The 14,537-nt window shown below is 68.9% G+C and carries 18 protein-coding genes and 1 tRNA gene; 14 read left to right on the top strand and 5 right to left on the bottom strand.

Going from position 1 to position 14,537, the window contains the following annotated elements; translation table 11 throughout:
* The first annotated feature begins 6 nt into the window (after window positions 1-6).
* From ABFJ78_RS37775 to ABFJ78_RS37765, 3 genes are read left to right on the top strand one after another with little or no spacing between them, the layout of a single operon-like run.
* A complete protein-coding gene (locus ABFJ78_RS37775) occupies window positions 7-897 on the top strand; it encodes a LysR family transcriptional regulator (protein WP_436392225.1) in 891 nt (296 codons plus the stop codon).
* A gap of 20 nt (window positions 898-917) precedes the next feature.
* Entirely contained in the window at window positions 918-1,109 is a 192-nt protein-coding gene (locus tag ABFJ78_RS37770) for a tryptorubin family RiPP precursor (protein ID WP_436392224.1), read from the top strand.
* Between the two features lie 49 nt (window positions 1,110-1,158).
* Window positions 1,159-2,220 carry a cytochrome P450 gene (locus ABFJ78_RS37765; protein ID WP_436392223.1) on the top strand — a complete coding sequence of 354 codons (1,062 nt, stop codon included), beginning with the start codon at window positions 1,159-1,161 and terminating at the stop codon, window positions 2,218-2,220.
* Here ABFJ78_RS37765 and ABFJ78_RS37760 read toward each other — a convergent pair.
* A complete protein-coding gene (locus tag ABFJ78_RS37760; RefSeq protein ID WP_436392222.1) occupies window positions 2,192-2,956 on the bottom strand; it encodes a cellulose-binding domain-containing protein in 765 nt (254 codons plus the stop codon). The two genes, ABFJ78_RS37765 and ABFJ78_RS37760, sit on opposite strands and share 29 nt — an antisense overlap.
* Window positions 2,957-3,122: 166 nt before the next feature.
* On the opposite strand from ABFJ78_RS37760, the gene ABFJ78_RS37755 reads away from it, so the two are divergent.
* From ABFJ78_RS37755 to ABFJ78_RS37730, 6 genes are all read left to right on the top strand, one after another.
* The gene (locus tag ABFJ78_RS37755) at window positions 3,123-4,064 is read left to right on the top strand and encodes an NmrA/HSCARG family protein (protein WP_436392221.1); all 942 of its coding nucleotides are present in this window, start codon (window positions 3,123-3,125) and stop codon (window positions 4,062-4,064) included.
* A gap of 36 nt (window positions 4,065-4,100) precedes the next feature.
* Window positions 4,101-5,855, top strand: a complete 1,755-nt coding sequence (locus ABFJ78_RS37750; protein ID WP_436392220.1) for a BTAD domain-containing putative transcriptional regulator — start codon at window positions 4,101-4,103, stop codon at window positions 5,853-5,855.
* Window positions 5,821-5,904, top strand: a tRNA-Leu gene (locus ABFJ78_RS37745). Before ABFJ78_RS37750 ends, ABFJ78_RS37745 begins: the two co-directional genes overlap by 35 nt.
* A gap of 108 nt (window positions 5,905-6,012) precedes the next feature.
* Complete coding sequence (locus ABFJ78_RS37740) at window positions 6,013-6,489, top strand: AbrB/MazE/SpoVT family DNA-binding domain-containing protein (protein WP_436392219.1); 477 nt, start codon at window positions 6,013-6,015, stop codon at window positions 6,487-6,489.
* On the top strand, window positions 6,486-7,511 hold the full coding sequence (locus ABFJ78_RS37735; protein ID WP_436392218.1) for a tyrosine-type recombinase/integrase: 1,026 nt from the start codon (window positions 6,486-6,488) through the stop codon (window positions 7,509-7,511). Before ABFJ78_RS37740 ends, ABFJ78_RS37735 begins: the two co-directional genes overlap by 4 nt.
* A 442-nt stretch (window positions 7,512-7,953) precedes the next feature.
* Entirely contained in the window at window positions 7,954-8,508 is a 555-nt protein-coding gene (locus ABFJ78_RS37730; protein ID WP_436392217.1) for a hypothetical protein, read from the top strand.
* A 131-nt stretch (window positions 8,509-8,639) separates the two neighbouring features.
* Here the strand turns inward: ABFJ78_RS37730 and ABFJ78_RS37725 are convergent, their stop codons facing one another.
* On the bottom strand, window positions 8,640-9,386 hold the full coding sequence (locus ABFJ78_RS37725; protein ID WP_436392216.1) for a hypothetical protein: 747 nt from the start codon (window positions 9,384-9,386) through the stop codon (window positions 8,640-8,642).
* A gap of 478 nt (window positions 9,387-9,864) precedes the next feature.
* Window positions 9,865-10,146: a hypothetical protein gene (locus ABFJ78_RS37720; RefSeq protein WP_436392332.1), complete on the bottom strand. Its 282-nt coding sequence runs from the start codon at window positions 10,144-10,146 to the stop codon at window positions 9,865-9,867.
* Here ABFJ78_RS37720 and ABFJ78_RS37715 point away from each other — a divergent pair.
* The 3 genes from ABFJ78_RS37715 to ABFJ78_RS37705 all read left to right on the top strand — a co-directional run bounded on the left by ABFJ78_RS37715 (window position 10,045) and on the right by ABFJ78_RS37705 (window position 11,352).
* Window positions 10,045-10,368, top strand: a complete 324-nt coding sequence (locus ABFJ78_RS37715) for a hypothetical protein (protein WP_436392335.1) — start codon at window positions 10,045-10,047, stop codon at window positions 10,366-10,368. The genes ABFJ78_RS37720 and ABFJ78_RS37715 overlap by 102 nt on opposite strands.
* Complete coding sequence (locus tag ABFJ78_RS37710) at window positions 10,344-10,628, top strand: N-acetyltransferase family protein (protein WP_436392215.1); 285 nt, start codon at window positions 10,344-10,346, stop codon at window positions 10,626-10,628. The genes ABFJ78_RS37715 and ABFJ78_RS37710 overlap by 25 nt, the downstream gene beginning before the upstream one ends.
* A gap of 88 nt (window positions 10,629-10,716) precedes the next feature.
* Window positions 10,717-11,352 (top strand): hypothetical protein, encoded by a 636-nt coding sequence (locus ABFJ78_RS37705; RefSeq protein ID WP_436392214.1) that lies wholly within the window; start codon window positions 10,717-10,719, stop codon window positions 11,350-11,352.
* A gap of 72 nt (window positions 11,353-11,424) precedes the next feature.
* Here the strand turns inward: ABFJ78_RS37705 and ABFJ78_RS37700 are convergent, their stop codons facing one another.
* Window positions 11,425-11,988: a hypothetical protein gene (locus tag ABFJ78_RS37700; protein WP_436392213.1), complete on the bottom strand. Its 564-nt coding sequence runs from the start codon at window positions 11,986-11,988 to the stop codon at window positions 11,425-11,427.
* 349 nt (window positions 11,989-12,337) lie between these two features.
* On the opposite strand from ABFJ78_RS37700, the gene ABFJ78_RS37695 reads away from it, so the two are divergent.
* Both ABFJ78_RS37695 and ABFJ78_RS37690 read left to right on the top strand, forming a co-directional pair.
* Window positions 12,338-12,979: a hypothetical protein gene (locus ABFJ78_RS37695; protein WP_436392212.1), complete on the top strand. Its 642-nt coding sequence runs from the start codon at window positions 12,338-12,340 to the stop codon at window positions 12,977-12,979.
* A 52-nt stretch (window positions 12,980-13,031) separates the two neighbouring features.
* Window positions 13,032-13,676 (top strand): GNAT family N-acetyltransferase, encoded by a 645-nt coding sequence (locus tag ABFJ78_RS37690; protein WP_436392211.1) that lies wholly within the window; start codon window positions 13,032-13,034, stop codon window positions 13,674-13,676.
* Here the strand turns inward: ABFJ78_RS37690 and ABFJ78_RS37685 are convergent.
* Window positions 13,647-14,534 carry a phosphotransferase family protein gene (locus ABFJ78_RS37685; RefSeq protein ID WP_436392210.1) on the bottom strand — a complete coding sequence of 296 codons (888 nt, stop codon included), beginning with the start codon at window positions 14,532-14,534 and terminating at the stop codon, window positions 13,647-13,649. The two genes, ABFJ78_RS37690 and ABFJ78_RS37685, sit on opposite strands and share 30 nt — an antisense overlap.
* Between the last annotated feature and the right edge of the window lie 3 nt (window positions 14,535-14,537).

Here is a 14,537-nt window from a genome sequence, read left to right as displayed (position 1 = left end):
TCGATGATGCGCGACTTCGACCTCAACCTGGTGCGCACGTTCGTGCTGCTCTACGAGACCCGCAGCGTCACCGCGACGGCCGAGTCCCTGCACGTCACGCAGCCGACGATCAGCTACAGCCTGCAGAAGCTGCGGCGCCGGTTCTCCGACGAGCTGTTCCGCCGCACGGGCGGCGGCCTGGTCCCGACCACGACGGCCCGCGCGCTGTACGAACCGCTGCACAGCGCGTTGTCGGGCATCGAGACGGCGGTCAGTGGCGCGTGGTCGTTCGACCCTGCTTCGGCGAAGGCGGCGTTCACGCTGTGCCTGTCCGATCTGGGGGAGATCTCGCTGCTGCCGCGTCTGATGGCGGCGCTGCCTTCTCGGGCTCCCGGCGTGACGCTGACCGTCCGGCCCCTCGACGTCGAGCGCGCCGCGGACCAGCTCGGCCGCGGCGAGATCGACGCGTTCATCGCGTCCCCGCTGATCAGCTCCCAGCGCGTCGCCCGCGTCCCGCTGTTCTCGGAGGGCTACCTGGGCATGGTGGCGCGGGACCACCCGCGCCTGGGTGCGTCGGTGGACTTCTCCGCGCTGGCGGCCGAGCGCCACGTGACGGTGTTCGGCCCGACCGGCCACGACGGTCCGCGCCGCGCGCTGGAGGCGCACGGGCTCCTGGACCGGGTGGTCCTGGAGGTGACGCGCTTCGCGGCCCTGCCGTACCTGGTCCAGGACGGCGAGCTGGTGGCGATGGTGCCGCGCCTGGTGGCGGAGATGTTCGCGGCCCAGCACCGGGTCCGGCTGTTCGAGCTGCCGCTCGAGGTGGAACCGGCGCAGGTGTCGGTGTACACGCGCCACACGCACGCGCGCAGTCCCGCACAGCATTGGCTTGTGACATTCATGCGTGAAGTGCTCAGCTGATTTAACACACATTTTTCTTCGTGCCCATTTCCCGCCGAAAGGTCTGGGCCGAACGTGTAGTGCTTGGTGCTGAACCGATCCCGCCCTGCCTAGTGTCGATCACGGTCCTGACACCCGAGCTAGGGAGGAATCCGGTGAAGCTCGTCCGCCTGGTGAAGAAAGCGCTTCCCAAGAAGAGCCTGAAGGCTTACGCCTGGTACGGCTGGATCTGATCGCGCGGCCGGTCCCGGTCACCGGGACCGGCCCCGTTCCCTTCGAGGAGTGCCGAACGTGGTCATCGCGCCCGCCCACCGCACGGTCGTCTTCGCTCCCCGCCTGGAAAACCTGCTGCGTGAGCACCGGGACGGCGGGCTCTTCCGCCTCGAGCCGGACACCGTCGGGATCGCCGACCCGGAGCTGATGGACGCCGTGCTGCGCGCCCGCCCGGCGAACGCCGAGGAGCGCCCGACGTTCAAGCCGGTACTGGGCCGCGAGGTCACCCGCGCCGAATCCGCGAGCCTGATGCAAGCGCTGGGCGCGGACGTCCGGGCCGCGCTGAAGCGGCCCGCCGACGACCCCGGCCTCACCGGCGCGTGGCCCGCCGTGCCGCACGACTACCTGCGCCGATTCGTCTTCGGGCCCGAGACGCGCCGGTTCCGTGTGCTCGTCGACCGCCGCCTGGAGCTGACGCCGAAGCTGACGTGGTCGGCCGTCGCCGCCGGGGCCGCGCTGGCCCGCAGGCCGGCGCCGGGCGCGGAACTGTCCACCCTCGCCCGGCACGTCCTCGCCGCCGAGACCCTGGCCGAGCGGCGCTTTCGGATGTACCTCTACCGCCGGGTCGCCGCGCCGATCTGCTTCACCGTGGCCGCGCTGGTGACCAACGCCGTGTGGCTGGGCGCGCCGTTCGACGACGACGTCCCGAACGAGCACGTCCTCAACGAGGCGCTGCGGCTGCTGCCGCCGTCGTGGAACCTCCTGCGCGTCCGCTCGCCGGAGTTCACCGAGGTGGACGCCCGCATCACGCCCGGCGACGACGTCCTGCTGCTGCCGCTGCTGAGCCACCGCTCACCGAAGCTGTGGGAAGCGCCGGACGAGTGGCGGCCACGGCGCTGGGCCGGGCTCGACGCCGATCGCCACCCGGGTTACCTGCCGTTCGGGCACGTCAGCGAGCGCTGCTGGGGCCGGCACCTGGTGCTGCCGCTGGCGAGCCGCCTGCTCGACGTCGTCCGCGCGCACGGCCTGGTGCCCGACCCGCGCCGGACGTCCGCGCGTGTGGAGCTGGACGGCCTGCTGGAGCTGGCCGACGTGCGGGTGGTCAGCCCGCGTCGCAGCGGGCGCCGTTGAGGGTGAACGCCGTGGGAGCAGGGTTCCCGTGCTCGAAAGCCCCGTTCAACCCCGTGCTGACGGTCGCGCCCGGCGCGAGCGTGGCGTTGTAGGACTCGGCGGTCACGGTCACCCGGCTGCCGCTCTGGCGGTACACGCCGTCCCAGCCGTGGGTGACCTGCTGGCCGGCGGTGAACGTCCAGGAGAGCGTCCACGGCGAAAGCGTCTTGCCGCTCTTGTTGGTGATGGCGACGCCCGCGGTGAAACCGTCGTTCCACTGGTCCGACACGGAAAAGCGCACGACGCACGTCGCCGTTTCGACCGGCGGCGGCGCGGCCGAGGTCGAAGCCGGTGCCGACGTCGCGGTTTGCCGCAGCACGGTCGGGATCGGCGTGGGACTCGGCCGGCTGAGCGAGGGAGTTGTCGGACGCGGAGTCGTCGCCGGCGCGAGCGGGTCCTGCGGCCTGGCCTGCCGCTGCTGCGCGCTGCCGGACGTCACCGCGATGAGCACGAGGCTGCCGAGCACCACGACGGCGCCGGCGAACGCGAAGATCCACCGGATCCGCCGCCCGGCCCGCTGCTGGACGGCCGCGGCTTCGCGGGCCCGCTGCTCGAGCCGTTCGCGGTAGCCGTCGCCGGTGTCCTCCGCGCGGGACGGCGCGGGCGCGGGCGGCCCGCCGAGCGAGCGCGGCGTCGCGCCCGTCTCCCGGAGCAGCTCGGCGACGGAGATCTCGTCGTCGTCCCGCCGCCGACCCATGCGAAAACCTCCCGTTCTGCGGCCCGACCGGCGAATCCTAGGAAGCGGCGGCGACCTTGTAAACCGTGTGCACGCGGCGTGCACCCGCCGTGCACGAGACGCTGATGTCCGGGCGGTTTCCTGAGGCGGTGGCCGGACGCACCGGCCCGATCCCAGGAGGTTCCCGATGTCCGACCCGAAGATCATCGCCGTCGTCGGCGCCACCGGCCAGCAGGGCGGTGGCCTGGCCCGCGCGATCCTCGACGACCCGGAGCGGCGGTTCGCACTGCGGGCGATCACGCGCAACCCGGACTCCGCGGCCGCGCGGGCGCTGGCCGCCCGCGGCGCCGAAGTCGTCGCGGCCGACCTGGACGACGAAGCCAGCCTCACGAAGGCCTTCGAAGGCGCGTACGGCGCCTACCTCGTCACGGCGTTTTGGGAGTACAACTCCGTCGAGCGCGAACAGCAGCAGGCGCGCGCGATGGCCGCGGCGGCGAAGGCCACGGGCCTGCGGCACGTGATCTGGTCGACCCTGCCCGACACCCGCCTGCACCTGCGCGACGACCGCGTCCCGACACTGCACGAGCGGTACAAGGTCCCGCACTTCGACAGCAAGGCCGAGGCGGAGGCGTTCTTCGTCGAGGCGGGTGTGCCGACGACGTTCCTATCGACGACGTTCTACTTCGAGGCCTTCCTCGACTTCTTCCGCCCGGTCCGCGACGACGACGGCGTCGTCGCGCTGCACCTGCCGATGGCCGACCGGACGCTGCCGGGCATCGCGGCGGAGGACATCGGCCGGACGGCGTTCGGCGTCTTCGCGCAAGGGCCGTCGCTGGCCGGCGAGACGATCAGCATCTCGGGGGAGAACCTGACCGGCGAGCAGTACGCGGCGGCGTTCGCCAAGGAGCTCGGCATCGAGGTCGCCTACCGGCCGATGAGCGTCGAAGACCTGCGATCGGCGGGTTTCCCGGGCGCGGACGACCTGTCGAACATGTTCTTCTACTACGCCGAGCACGAAGCCGCGTTCGCCGGCGCGCGCGACCCGGAGGCGGTGCGGAAGCTGAACCCGCGGCTGCAGGACTTCGCGACCTGGCTCGCTTCGCGGCGGGAGGCCTTCGAGGGGCTGTGACGGAATACCGGTCCGCGGCCGCCGGTTGCGCTCTGCGTGACCGATGCGGTGCGGTTCGAAGTCCTCGGCCCGGTCCGGGCGTGGCGCGGCGACGTCGAGCTCGAGCTGGGCCCGCCCCGGCAACGGGCGGCCCTGGCGGTGCTGCTCCTGCAGGAAGGCACGCCGTTGTCGCCATCCCAGCTGGTCACGGCGTTGTGGGGCGGCGCGGAGCCGCGGGCGGCGGTCGGCATGGTGCGCTCGTACGTGTCCCGCCTGCGGCACGCCGGCGTCCCCATCGAGTCGGTCGGAGGCGGCTACGCGATCCGCACGGGCACTTCGGACGTCGCGGAGTTCGAGCGCCTTTTGTCTTCGCCGCGCGACGCTCTGGCACTGTGGCACGGCACGCCGCTGTCCGGAGTGAACGGCGAGTACGCGGAGGCGGCCCGCGAGCGCCTGACCCAGCTGCACTTCACGGCCCGTGAGGACTTGGCGGCGGCGGACATCGCGGCCGGTCGGCACGTCGACCTGAGCGATCTGATCGCCGAGCAGCCGTTGCGCGAGCGGCCGCGCGAGCTGCAGATGCTGGCGCTGTACCGCGCCGGTCGCCAGGCCGAGGCGCTGGAGCTGTTCACGTCGACGCAGCGCCTGCTGGAGTCCGAACTGGGCCTCGACCCGGGGCCGGAGCTGCGGGAGATGCAGCGCCGCATCCTGGCGGCGGACCCGTCGCTGGCGCCGTCGGTGTCCCGCCCCTCCCAGCTGCCGCCGGACCTCCCGGAGTTCGTCGGCCGCGCGTCGCTCACGTCCGCGCTGTCCGAGGCACTGACCAGCCCGCGCGCACCGCTCCCGGTGATCGGCATCGAGGGCCTGGCGGCGATCGGCAAGACAACGCTGGCGGTCCACGTCGGCCACACGGTGGACTTCCCGGACGGCCGGCTGTTCCTGGACCTGGCGGAGTCGCCGGACCCGCTGTCCGAGCTGCTGCACGGAATCGGCGTGACGGACCTCCCGGCGTCGGCGAGCGAGCGGGCATCGTTGTGGCGAACCCGCACGTCAGGCCGCAGGGTCCTGGTGATCCTGGACAACGCCCGCCCCGGCGACGACGTCCGTTCCCTCCTCCCGGGCGCAGGAGGCCCGGCAGTGGTGATCACAGCCCGCCGGCGGCTGTACGACGTACCGCACGCCCACTGGACGAAGCTGGATGGTCTGAGCGTCCAGGAGTCGGTAACCCTGCTGGCGCGCTTGGTGGGCCAGGACAGAGTGGCCGCTTCCGCGCGGGAGACGCAGGTACTGGCGTCGCGAACAGCGGGTCTCCCGCAGGTCCTCCAGGCGATCGGCGAGAGGTTGGCATCCCGCCCGGAGTGGACGATGGCGGAGGCGTTGCAGAGGGTGGGCCGCCCAGCCCCGGGAGCGCCGGCAAGGCCCCCGGAGTGCCAGGCGATAGAGAGGCCGTACGAGTCGGCGATAGCGGACCTGACCCCCTGGCAGAAGCACGCATTCGAGCGGCTGTCGGCATTCCCCCACTTCTCGACGACGACGGCATCGGAGGTCCTGGACCTACCACCCCGAGACACGACGATCCTCCTGGAATCCCTGGTGGACGCACACTTGCTGGAGCTGGCAGGCCCGGACGCGTACGGCTACCAGGAGCCGGTGCGCCTGTTCGCTGAATCGATGCAGCCAGACCGAAACCGACCGATGATGCCAGAGGGCGCCGAGGGGGCGATCCAGACCCCCCTGAACGGGGTGCCGGAGGCGCCGTATACTCTTTCTTCAGCAGGTCCGAGTGGCGGAATGGCAGACGCGCTAGCTTGAGGTGCTAGTGCCCTTAACGGGCGTGGGGGTTCAAGTCCCCCCTCGGACACATATTCGTGGCAGGCCTGCCACATCTGACGTACCAGTGCTCGAACGCACTTCAACAAGCTGATCAAGCGCTCTTTCAGTTGCCCCGCCTTCAGTGGCGGTGGTCGTCATGACCGGCGCTGTGATCAAGCCGCTGGTCTTCCCGGCCGTTCCTGACGGCGGACGTCCCCCAGCCGCACCGGCTGGTCCACAAACAGGTCGGCGAACGCTGCCGCTGCCGGTCGTTCCGACGCCGCGCTCGAGCAGCGTCGTGTACGGGCTGGCGGCCGTTGACTGCCGGGGCCGCGTGGCCGATCACGCGATCATTGCCGCCCTTGGCTGGCAGCCCGGCGGCCGCCTACATATCCACGAGTCCCACGGCCTACTCGTCATCCGCCCTGACGTGCACGGCCTCTTCAGCATGACCAACCAGGGGTACCTGCGGCTGCCCGCTGCTGCCCGGCACTGCTGTGGCCTCATCCCCGGGGATCGTGTCCTGCTGGCCGCCGATCCCGGGCGGGACGTGCTGATCGTGCACCCACCGGCCGTGCTCGACGACCTGCTCGCCGCACGCCACGCCGAGCTGCTCGGCGGTGATCTCGGATGACCGCGCAGACCTCGGCCGCGAGCGCAGCCGAGTTGGACGCCGCGCGGCTGCTGCTGGCCCGGATGGGCGTCTCGCCCGAAGACCTTCTCGCCGAACCTGCCACCCGGCCGCCGGTGCCGACGTTCGCGGAGTACATCCCGACCGTCTCGGCTGCCGTCACCGACGGCACCCGCCGCGTGTACGGCTCCTACTGGAACCGCATCGCCGAGCACTGGGGACACCGCCACCTCGACGAGCCGACTCCCTCGGAGATCAAGCAGCTAGTGGAGCACGTGAAGCTCAACGTCGTGGCCCGGCGCAACGCCCGCGGCGGACGTAGTGCCGGCGAGCACTTGATCGCCGCGTTGCGCTGCCTCTACCGGCACGCCGAAGACGACAAGCTGATCGACGCCGCCGACAACCCGGCGGCCAAGGTCGCCAAACCCCGCCGCCTGCCCTCGACCCGGCGGGCGGTGGCCGATACCCGGCTGGCCGAGATCAATGAGACCGCCGCCACGACCGGCAACGACCCGGCGTTGGACAGCCTGCTGTTGCGGCTGCACGCCGAGACCGCCTGCCGCCGCGGCGGCGCACTCGCGCTCCGGCCGCAAGACCTCGACCCGGACCAGTGCCTGATCTTCCTACGGGAGAAGGGGGAGACGGTTCGCTGGCAACCGGTCTCGCCGACACTGATGGCGCACCTGGTCCGGCACGCCGCCGAGCGCGGCGCCCCACGCGACGGTCAACTGCTGCGCTACGCCGACGGCCGGCCGATCACCACCCGCCGCTACGACCACCTCTGGACCCGGCTCAGCAAGCACCTGCCGTGGGTGACCACGCAGCAGATTTCGACTCACTGGTTGCGCCACACCACGTTGACGTGGGTGGAGCGCAACTTCGGCTACGCCGTCGCACGCGCCTACGCCGGACACGCCGACTCAGCCGGCGACGCCGGAACCACAACAACGTACGTGCGGGCCAGCCTCCAGGAAGTCGCCGCCGCGCTGGCCGCGCTCACCGGAGAGCCCCACCCGCTTGCATGAGGTTGGTCGGAACAAATCGGTGCGACCGATCGCCCGAAAGCGGCTGGTTAATGGCGTCCCTCCCCGCCCGAGAGGAGGGACACTGCAGCCAAAGTGCCAGTCGGATCCCCGGGTGAGATCCCGGCGGCAATCACACCAATCGTCCTGCCTGACGGGCTGCTAATCCGCGGCGACGTGCGGCTTGGTGATGGAGCGTCGGCCGCGGGGGGAGCGCGCGGTGAACAACATGCGCAGGTTCGAGCCCTCGGCAGGACTATCGAAGGATGGGAACGGGTCTGACCAGGGTCTTTACATCGGCAAGTTGATGGTCGAGGCGAGCTTCGAGCTGCCTGGCTCTGGCGGTAACCCGTCATGAGCGCCAGCTCGCAGGTGGTTGCCCGGTTTGTCACGATCATTATGGGGTTGGTCATCGGTCTCACGTTTCCTGTTCGGCTTCGGGAATGTGCTGGACCTGGCGTTGAAGTTGCAGGTGCCGGCGCTGGTGGCGCCTGCAGTCGACTTGACGCTGCTGGGGTTACTCGTTGGTACGCGGCATCTGGCCCTGTCCGGGGCCGGCGATGATGTGTTGCGGCCAGCGCGCCGCCTACTGCTGGCGGCGAGCGTCGTGACCCTGCTGTTGAACATCGCTGACCCGGTATTCGCTGGTCAGTGGGGCAAGGCCGCGTTCGACTCGGTAGGTCCGCTCCTGCTGATCGGATGGGCTGAAGCGGGTCCAGGCCTCATTCGCGCGCTGACCGCTGCGAGTTCCGATCTGCAGTCGGTACCGCGAGTTGGGTCCTCGCCCGCGGACTTGGTGAGCGGCAGCCTCGAGCAGGATGTGCCGGACTCGAGGCGGCCGCAGTTCGGCAAGCAGGAAGCACCAGTAGTCCCGGGGCTGCCGCGCTCCGCGAGGAACTCCTGGAGTGCGCCCGGCAAGCGGACGCTGAACACTGGCGCCGTCACCGACGCCCCATCTCTGCGGAGACCCTGCGGAAGCAGCTTCGGGTCGGAGCAGTGACGTCGCCGGATCTCGTGGCGGTGGTAAGACGCGAGAACGAGCCAGTCGTTGCGACTGGCCGTCCGTGATCGGTTACCGCGCTGGCTCGGCTGTTCAGGTGCTGCTCATCGGGGGTCGCGCCAACGGCGACGTCAGCGCTCACGACCGATCGCGCTCGACTCTGGTTCCGGATCGGGTCCGGCTTGGATCTCGGCGAGCCGCCGCAGCATCTGGTTGGTCCCCTGCTCCATCAGGCCGGCGCGTTCAGGGCTGAGCGTGTCGAATTGGCCGTGTGCGGCGAGGTTGCGCATGCCACCGTAGGCGTCCAAGTCCTTGACGTCCTGGACGGTGAGCAGCCCGGCAGTGCGAAGGGCCTTGGCGAGGTTGCTGATGCCGGGCCGATCAGGGTAGGGGACGTTCTTGGCGTCGGCCAGCGCGCGCAACGCGATCTCCAGGGCGGCCCCGCAGAGCACGATCGCTGCAGCCGGGTGGCTCTGCCGGTCCTCCAGCAGTTGCCGCACCTGGCCCATCAGGTCGGTGCGGGTGCCGGCGATCTCGTCGAGCGCGCGTTCACCGACGATCTCGATCACGCCGTGGCGCACTTGCTGGCACCACGCTTCGAGCAGATTGCCGATGGCCCGGATCCCGGTTTCCCGGGACTGGTTCTCGCCGTGGTTGAGGTAGAGCTGCTCGGCCTGGGCCAGCCAGTGGCTGTCTGGCCCGGCATAGACGCGCAGGAACTCCCGGGCTTCGGTCGCGACGGCGACCAGCTTGAACAGCTCGCCCTGCTCTTGGGTCTTCCAATAGCCGCGGCCGGGGCTGTTGGTCTCCCAGACCATGTTCTGGCGAAGACGGCCCGCCAGCTCCTCGGCGTACTCGAGCAACTGTTTCTTCTGCATCGCCGGAGAATGCCACGACACCCCGACAGTTCCGGCGCCGCCACACCCGGGGTCGTCCGTGCGAGGGCAATCAGAACAGTCCGCCCTCGACTGCCGGCAGCCCCCGCAGCCGAGCCTGGGCGGATTGGGGTCAGTCCGATGAGCCACCGGTCTCTGGAGTGGGTCGACGATCGGCTCGAAGCTTGACTTTCATGACAACAATCGAGCAACACTTGGCGGGTTGCTGTGGCACCCTCGCGGCACCTGCATGGCCTTCTGATGGCCCGCCATGTCGTGCGAGGGTGAACTCCTCATCAGTCACGACGGGCCAGCGAGCGAAGCAGGGTGGCACAGGCTCCCCGAGAGGTGCTCCTAATCTTCGGCTAACATGAGCACGAATTGGGAGATGGGTGGACCCTGCAGGCCATGAGTGAGGAGCTTGTGTCTTGCTGTCCACGATCTTCGGCGGCTACGCCATTCTTGTTGCCCTACTTGTCACCTACTCGGCACATATATCCTTATCCGGCCAGGACAAGCAGCGTCGCGATGACGCGTTTCGGGTTCTGAAGCTGGTCTGGGGTACCGCGACTGGCGCAACGGGCCTGACCGCTGTCCTCCTGCAACTGCACAACGCCGGGCTGCTGTGATAGACGCGGATCGTGGTGCCTTGCTCGCTGGTGTGGACGCGGACAAGGTCGGCGAGGGCGTGGACCAGGAAGAGGCCGCGGCCGCCGAGCTGGTTAGCGGGCGCCGGATGGCGGCCGAGAAGGGGATCGGTCAACCGGCCCTGGTCGGCGACCTGGCAGATCACGTGCTCGGCGTCGCGTCAGACGCTCAGTTCGGCGGGGCTTGCGGCGTGGAGCAGGCTGTTCGTGACGAGTTCGTCGACGATGAGTTCGACTTCGCTGAGCCGCTCCGGCCCGAGCCCGCCATTCCGCGCCCGCTCCAGCGCGAAGGTGCGCGCCGCGGCGAGTTTCGGTGGTGGAGAAGATCGTGGTGGTGACAGCGTCGGAGGTGGGATGCAGCGGCAAGGCGCTGATCCGCACGCAAGTCACCAAAGCTGACACCGCCGGGCTCTGGACGCTGCAGACGTCGATCTTCAACGAGAACCGGGCCTCGATCGCGCTGCACCGCGCGGCCAGTTTCAGCACCCTCGGCGTCCGCGAGCGCATCGCCCAGCGCGACGGTAGAGTACCCGAACTCGACGTGGCCGAGGAGCCGGCTGTGCACGTTCATTGGGTCCTTGAGTATCTCAGATCGTAATAGTGGGAGTGGAAACCTCTTGCAGGCCCGACGCGATCTATCTCGCAAGTGAGATGTGATCGTCAGTCGCGGACGGAGGTGGGCGCCCGTGGTCCAGCAGTTCGGGGTGGGCCAGCACCCTGACCTCCCTCCGTACCTGGTGCACTTCACCGGACGGCCGCGCGGGATCCACTCACCTCCGCTTGGTGTCCCCGCGAAACCCGAAGATCGGCTGGCCATGATTTTGACCTGCGGCTTCATTCAGGGATTTTCGACCTTCGGTACGTGGGGACCCGTGGTATGCACGTCCGAGGTTTCCGGTGCCGGCTTGGCTGCCTTGTTCAGCACCGGAGTGACCAGTCGCGGTCCCTATGAGCCGTGGGCAGTGGTGCTCAAACGCGATGCCGCGATTGACCTGGGATTTCGACCGGTTTGGTATATGGACACTCAGGAGAGGGTGGCGACGAATGACCTTCCAGTTCGCATGCTTGACCGGCGGGTCACCTATAACCCTGGACTGGAGGACTGGCTCGCGGAACGTGAGTGGCGACTTTGTTGGGGGGACACGGAAATTCGTCCTGGCAACGTGCCAGCCATCAGTTTGCCCGGCCTGATCACCGCGGTGATAGTGGGTCAATCGGGGTGGCAACCACTGCGCGGTCCAGCTCCCACGTGGTTCGACGGGATCCCGCGCTGTCTCTGGGATGGCCAGAACCTCGTGGTGGACGGGGTATTCGCCCCATAAATACGTTCGTCGGCTCCGAAGAGTTGCCGGTCTCGCCCGTATCCGGCGGCTTCTTGCGACGCTTGCTGAGCGCTAGGACGCCTCGCCTGACGCCAGAACCGCTTCGCGAAGCGGGCCAAGGCCTTCGACGGTCACCCGTCCGATCTGTTTCATCTGGTGCAGTGCGCCCGGAAGTTCGTGGCGGCCGTAGAAGGCGGCAGCGGCATCCATTGCCTGCTGTCGTGCGTTCTTGGCTGGCCCGTGATGAACTGCTCCGGCGGTGTTGGCGAAGTAGTTGACCGCGTCTCGGACGGTGAGCCAGTTGTCGTTGCTGTACATGATCCGCCTGTTGACAAATTGATCCATCGTCGCCTCGTAAGGGTTGAAGGCAAAAGGAGAATCGGGATCGAAGGCATCCTCAATGATGTAGAAGATTGGAGGGTTATCATAATGAAAATGTTCGAACGGTGATACGCCGTTGATCCTGAACTGGATCCTCAGCCCGTGAGTGCGGTTGACCTGGTCGACCAACCGCAAGTTATCGAAGAGCAACTTCCGAAGTAGGGCCGCCGACATCAGTATCGTGTATTCGTCCGTTGACAGCGACCGCTCTTCGAGGTCTCGAAGCGTATGGATGAAGAGTCGTTTTGCGTCCACGTCGTTCACCTCGGAAGCCGTCGTGAGCAGTGTGAGTGCCCGTCGGCTCGGAAGGATAGCTTGCGGCACTCATGTTCGAGGGTTCGCTGTGGTCGGTGACAGATGGTGCGGAAGCGGGCGTCGCGCGTTGCCGGCGCAGTCACGGCGGGGTGAGCTTGACCGGCTCGACTTGACAGCGGCCACCCTGACCCGCAGTATCCGAACAAGTGTTCGATGGGTTCGGGTTCGCTCGCGACTTCCCTGCGTGGGCGTCTCCGGCGCGTGTTCGTGGTGCTGGAGGTGTGGGGTGGCGGTACCGGAGGTAGTCGCTGGGCTCGCGGCGATACCCGGCCTTCGCACAGCCGCACAGTTGGGCGAGCCGAACCCGGATGCCTCGGCGCCTGCAGGATCCCTGCCGCTGGCGCCGGCACTCACCAAGCTGGTGCCGGGCGGGTTGCGGCGCGGTAGCGCGGTGTCCGTCACGGGCTCGACCGCGCTGGTCTTCGCTTTGCTCGCCGAGGCGACCAGCGAAGGATCGTGGGCGGCGATCACCGGCATGCCCGAGGCTGGTCTCGTGGCGGCGGCCGAGCTGGGCGTAGACCTCGACCGGCTCGCTCTCATTCCCCATCCCGGGGCTGAGGCCGCCGCGGTGCTCTCGGCCTTGATCGACGGATTCGATTTGGTGGTGCTCGGCCCGTCCGTCGCACGCGGCATGCAGCCGCAGCTGGCTCGCCGACTGGCTGGACGGGTCCGTAATCGAGGCGCTGTCCTGTTTGCTGCCAGCTCGTGGCCCAACGCCGACCTTGAGCTGCGTGTGTCGAACCGTCGGTGGCGCGGTCTCACCGACGACGGCTTCGGTCACCTGGAGTTCCGGCAGGTTGTCGTGACTAGCCGTGGCCGCGGCGCTGCGGTTCGGCCGCGCACCGTCGCGCTGCAGCTACCAGGCCCAGACGGCGCTATCGCCGTTGTCGAGGCAGCTGCCGGGCGTGGGCTGACCGAGGTCGCTGGATGATCCGCACGTTGCAGTCGTACTCGAACTGGTCGCGGCAGTCACGAGGTGACCGATGATCGACCACCACGTCGACGGATCCGTTCGATCAGGCGCGCGTGGCGAGTTTGGTGGGCTGATTCGGGTCCGGCCTGCGACCAGCAGACTTATCGTCTGTCTACGTGGCCATCGGCTCGACCTGGACCTCTACGACAAGCACAAGCCCTACAGCCATCGCTACCGCCTGCACGGCACGCTGTGCGAAGTCTGTCGCGCACAGGAAGGCTGTGATCCGGCGGCTCGGCACCTCGCCGAGTGGGCGCACCTCGACGTCACCGTTCAGCACGCGCCCGGCGCGGACCCGGGCGACGGGCTTGTCCTCGTCGCCCATCCATCGGCCGCGGGAACGCTGGCTGGCCGGATCGAACTCCGTCTTGACCGCACTGAGGTCGGCGTCGTGACCGCCAGTCCGTGTGCGAGCTGCCAAACGGCCACTCTGGACTACGTCCACGTAGCGGCTGAGTACCGGCGTCTCGGCTTCGGCCGCACGCTGGTGGCGGCCGCGGTGGCCCGTGCCCCGTCCTTTAGGTGGACGGCGCCGCTACCGGACGGTCCAGTGGCGCAGTCGTTCCGTGCCCGGATCGCCATGCGCCGGCGCGGCCCGCCTTGTCATCACCGGCAGCAGGTGAGATCAGAGGGCGAGCCTGTGTCGAGCCCATGATCGGGCGGCCGCGGTGAGGGCCGCGCGGTGGGCCAGGGGTTGGTGGCGTTCGAGGTACTCCCAGATGCCCCAGATCGCGACCGCGAAAGCCGTCGTGGTTTCAGCGGGAGTCTGCTGCCAGAGTGGCAGCTCCTCCGCCCAGGTCTCAGCTGCTTCGGGAGCGTGGCCGGCCTCGATAAGGCGGGTGACGAGGAAGGCCGGATCGACTGCTGGATTGGCGTTTCGCGACCAGGCCCAGTCGACGATCTGGACTTTCTCCTCGTTGCTGAGCAGGTTCAAGGCGTGCAGGTCGGTGTGAGCGAGCGTGCTGCCTGCGACGTGCTCGACCGCGATGGCCTCCCAGCTCGTCAGCTCGTCCAGGTGGTCTCGGGCCCACGGATCGAGATCGTCAGGAGCGTCCTTGACGAGACGTCGCCAGGCAGCCAGCCTGGCCCACTGGTCCGCCAGGGACGGCGCGTCGACGGACACCGTGCTCAGGCCGGCTGCCATCGCCGTGACGACGTCGCGCACCGATCCCAGGTCGGCGGACCCTGGGGAGAGGTCGACGTGTTGGCCGGGCGAGTGCTCGAAGCCGAGGAGAAGCCAGCCGTCGGCCTCGGTGCGCCACCGCAGTCGAGGAGCGACCTCGGGCGGGAGGAGCGGGTTGACCGCGGCTTCGTGGCGGTGCATGCGGCCGCGCTCGCCGTCCGCGTCAGCGATGCCTTTGCAGAAGATGGTGCCCGTTTCGGTGTGCAGGGTGGCGGAGAAGTCGGAGTTGCGGCCTGCGTCGGGAAGTACGGCGTCCTGTACCCGGCCGGCTTCGCGCTCGATCGCGGTTCGCACCGCGACGGGCAAGGCTTCCCAGGTGCTGCGCGACATCGC

The sequence above is a fragment of the Amycolatopsis sp. MEPSY49 genome, from assembly GCF_051337345.1.
In the GTDB taxonomy this organism is placed as follows: domain Bacteria; phylum Actinomycetota; class Actinomycetes; order Mycobacteriales; family Pseudonocardiaceae; genus Amycolatopsis.
Note: the sequence above shows the minus strand (reverse complement) of the source record. Positions and strands in the feature narration are given on the sequence as shown.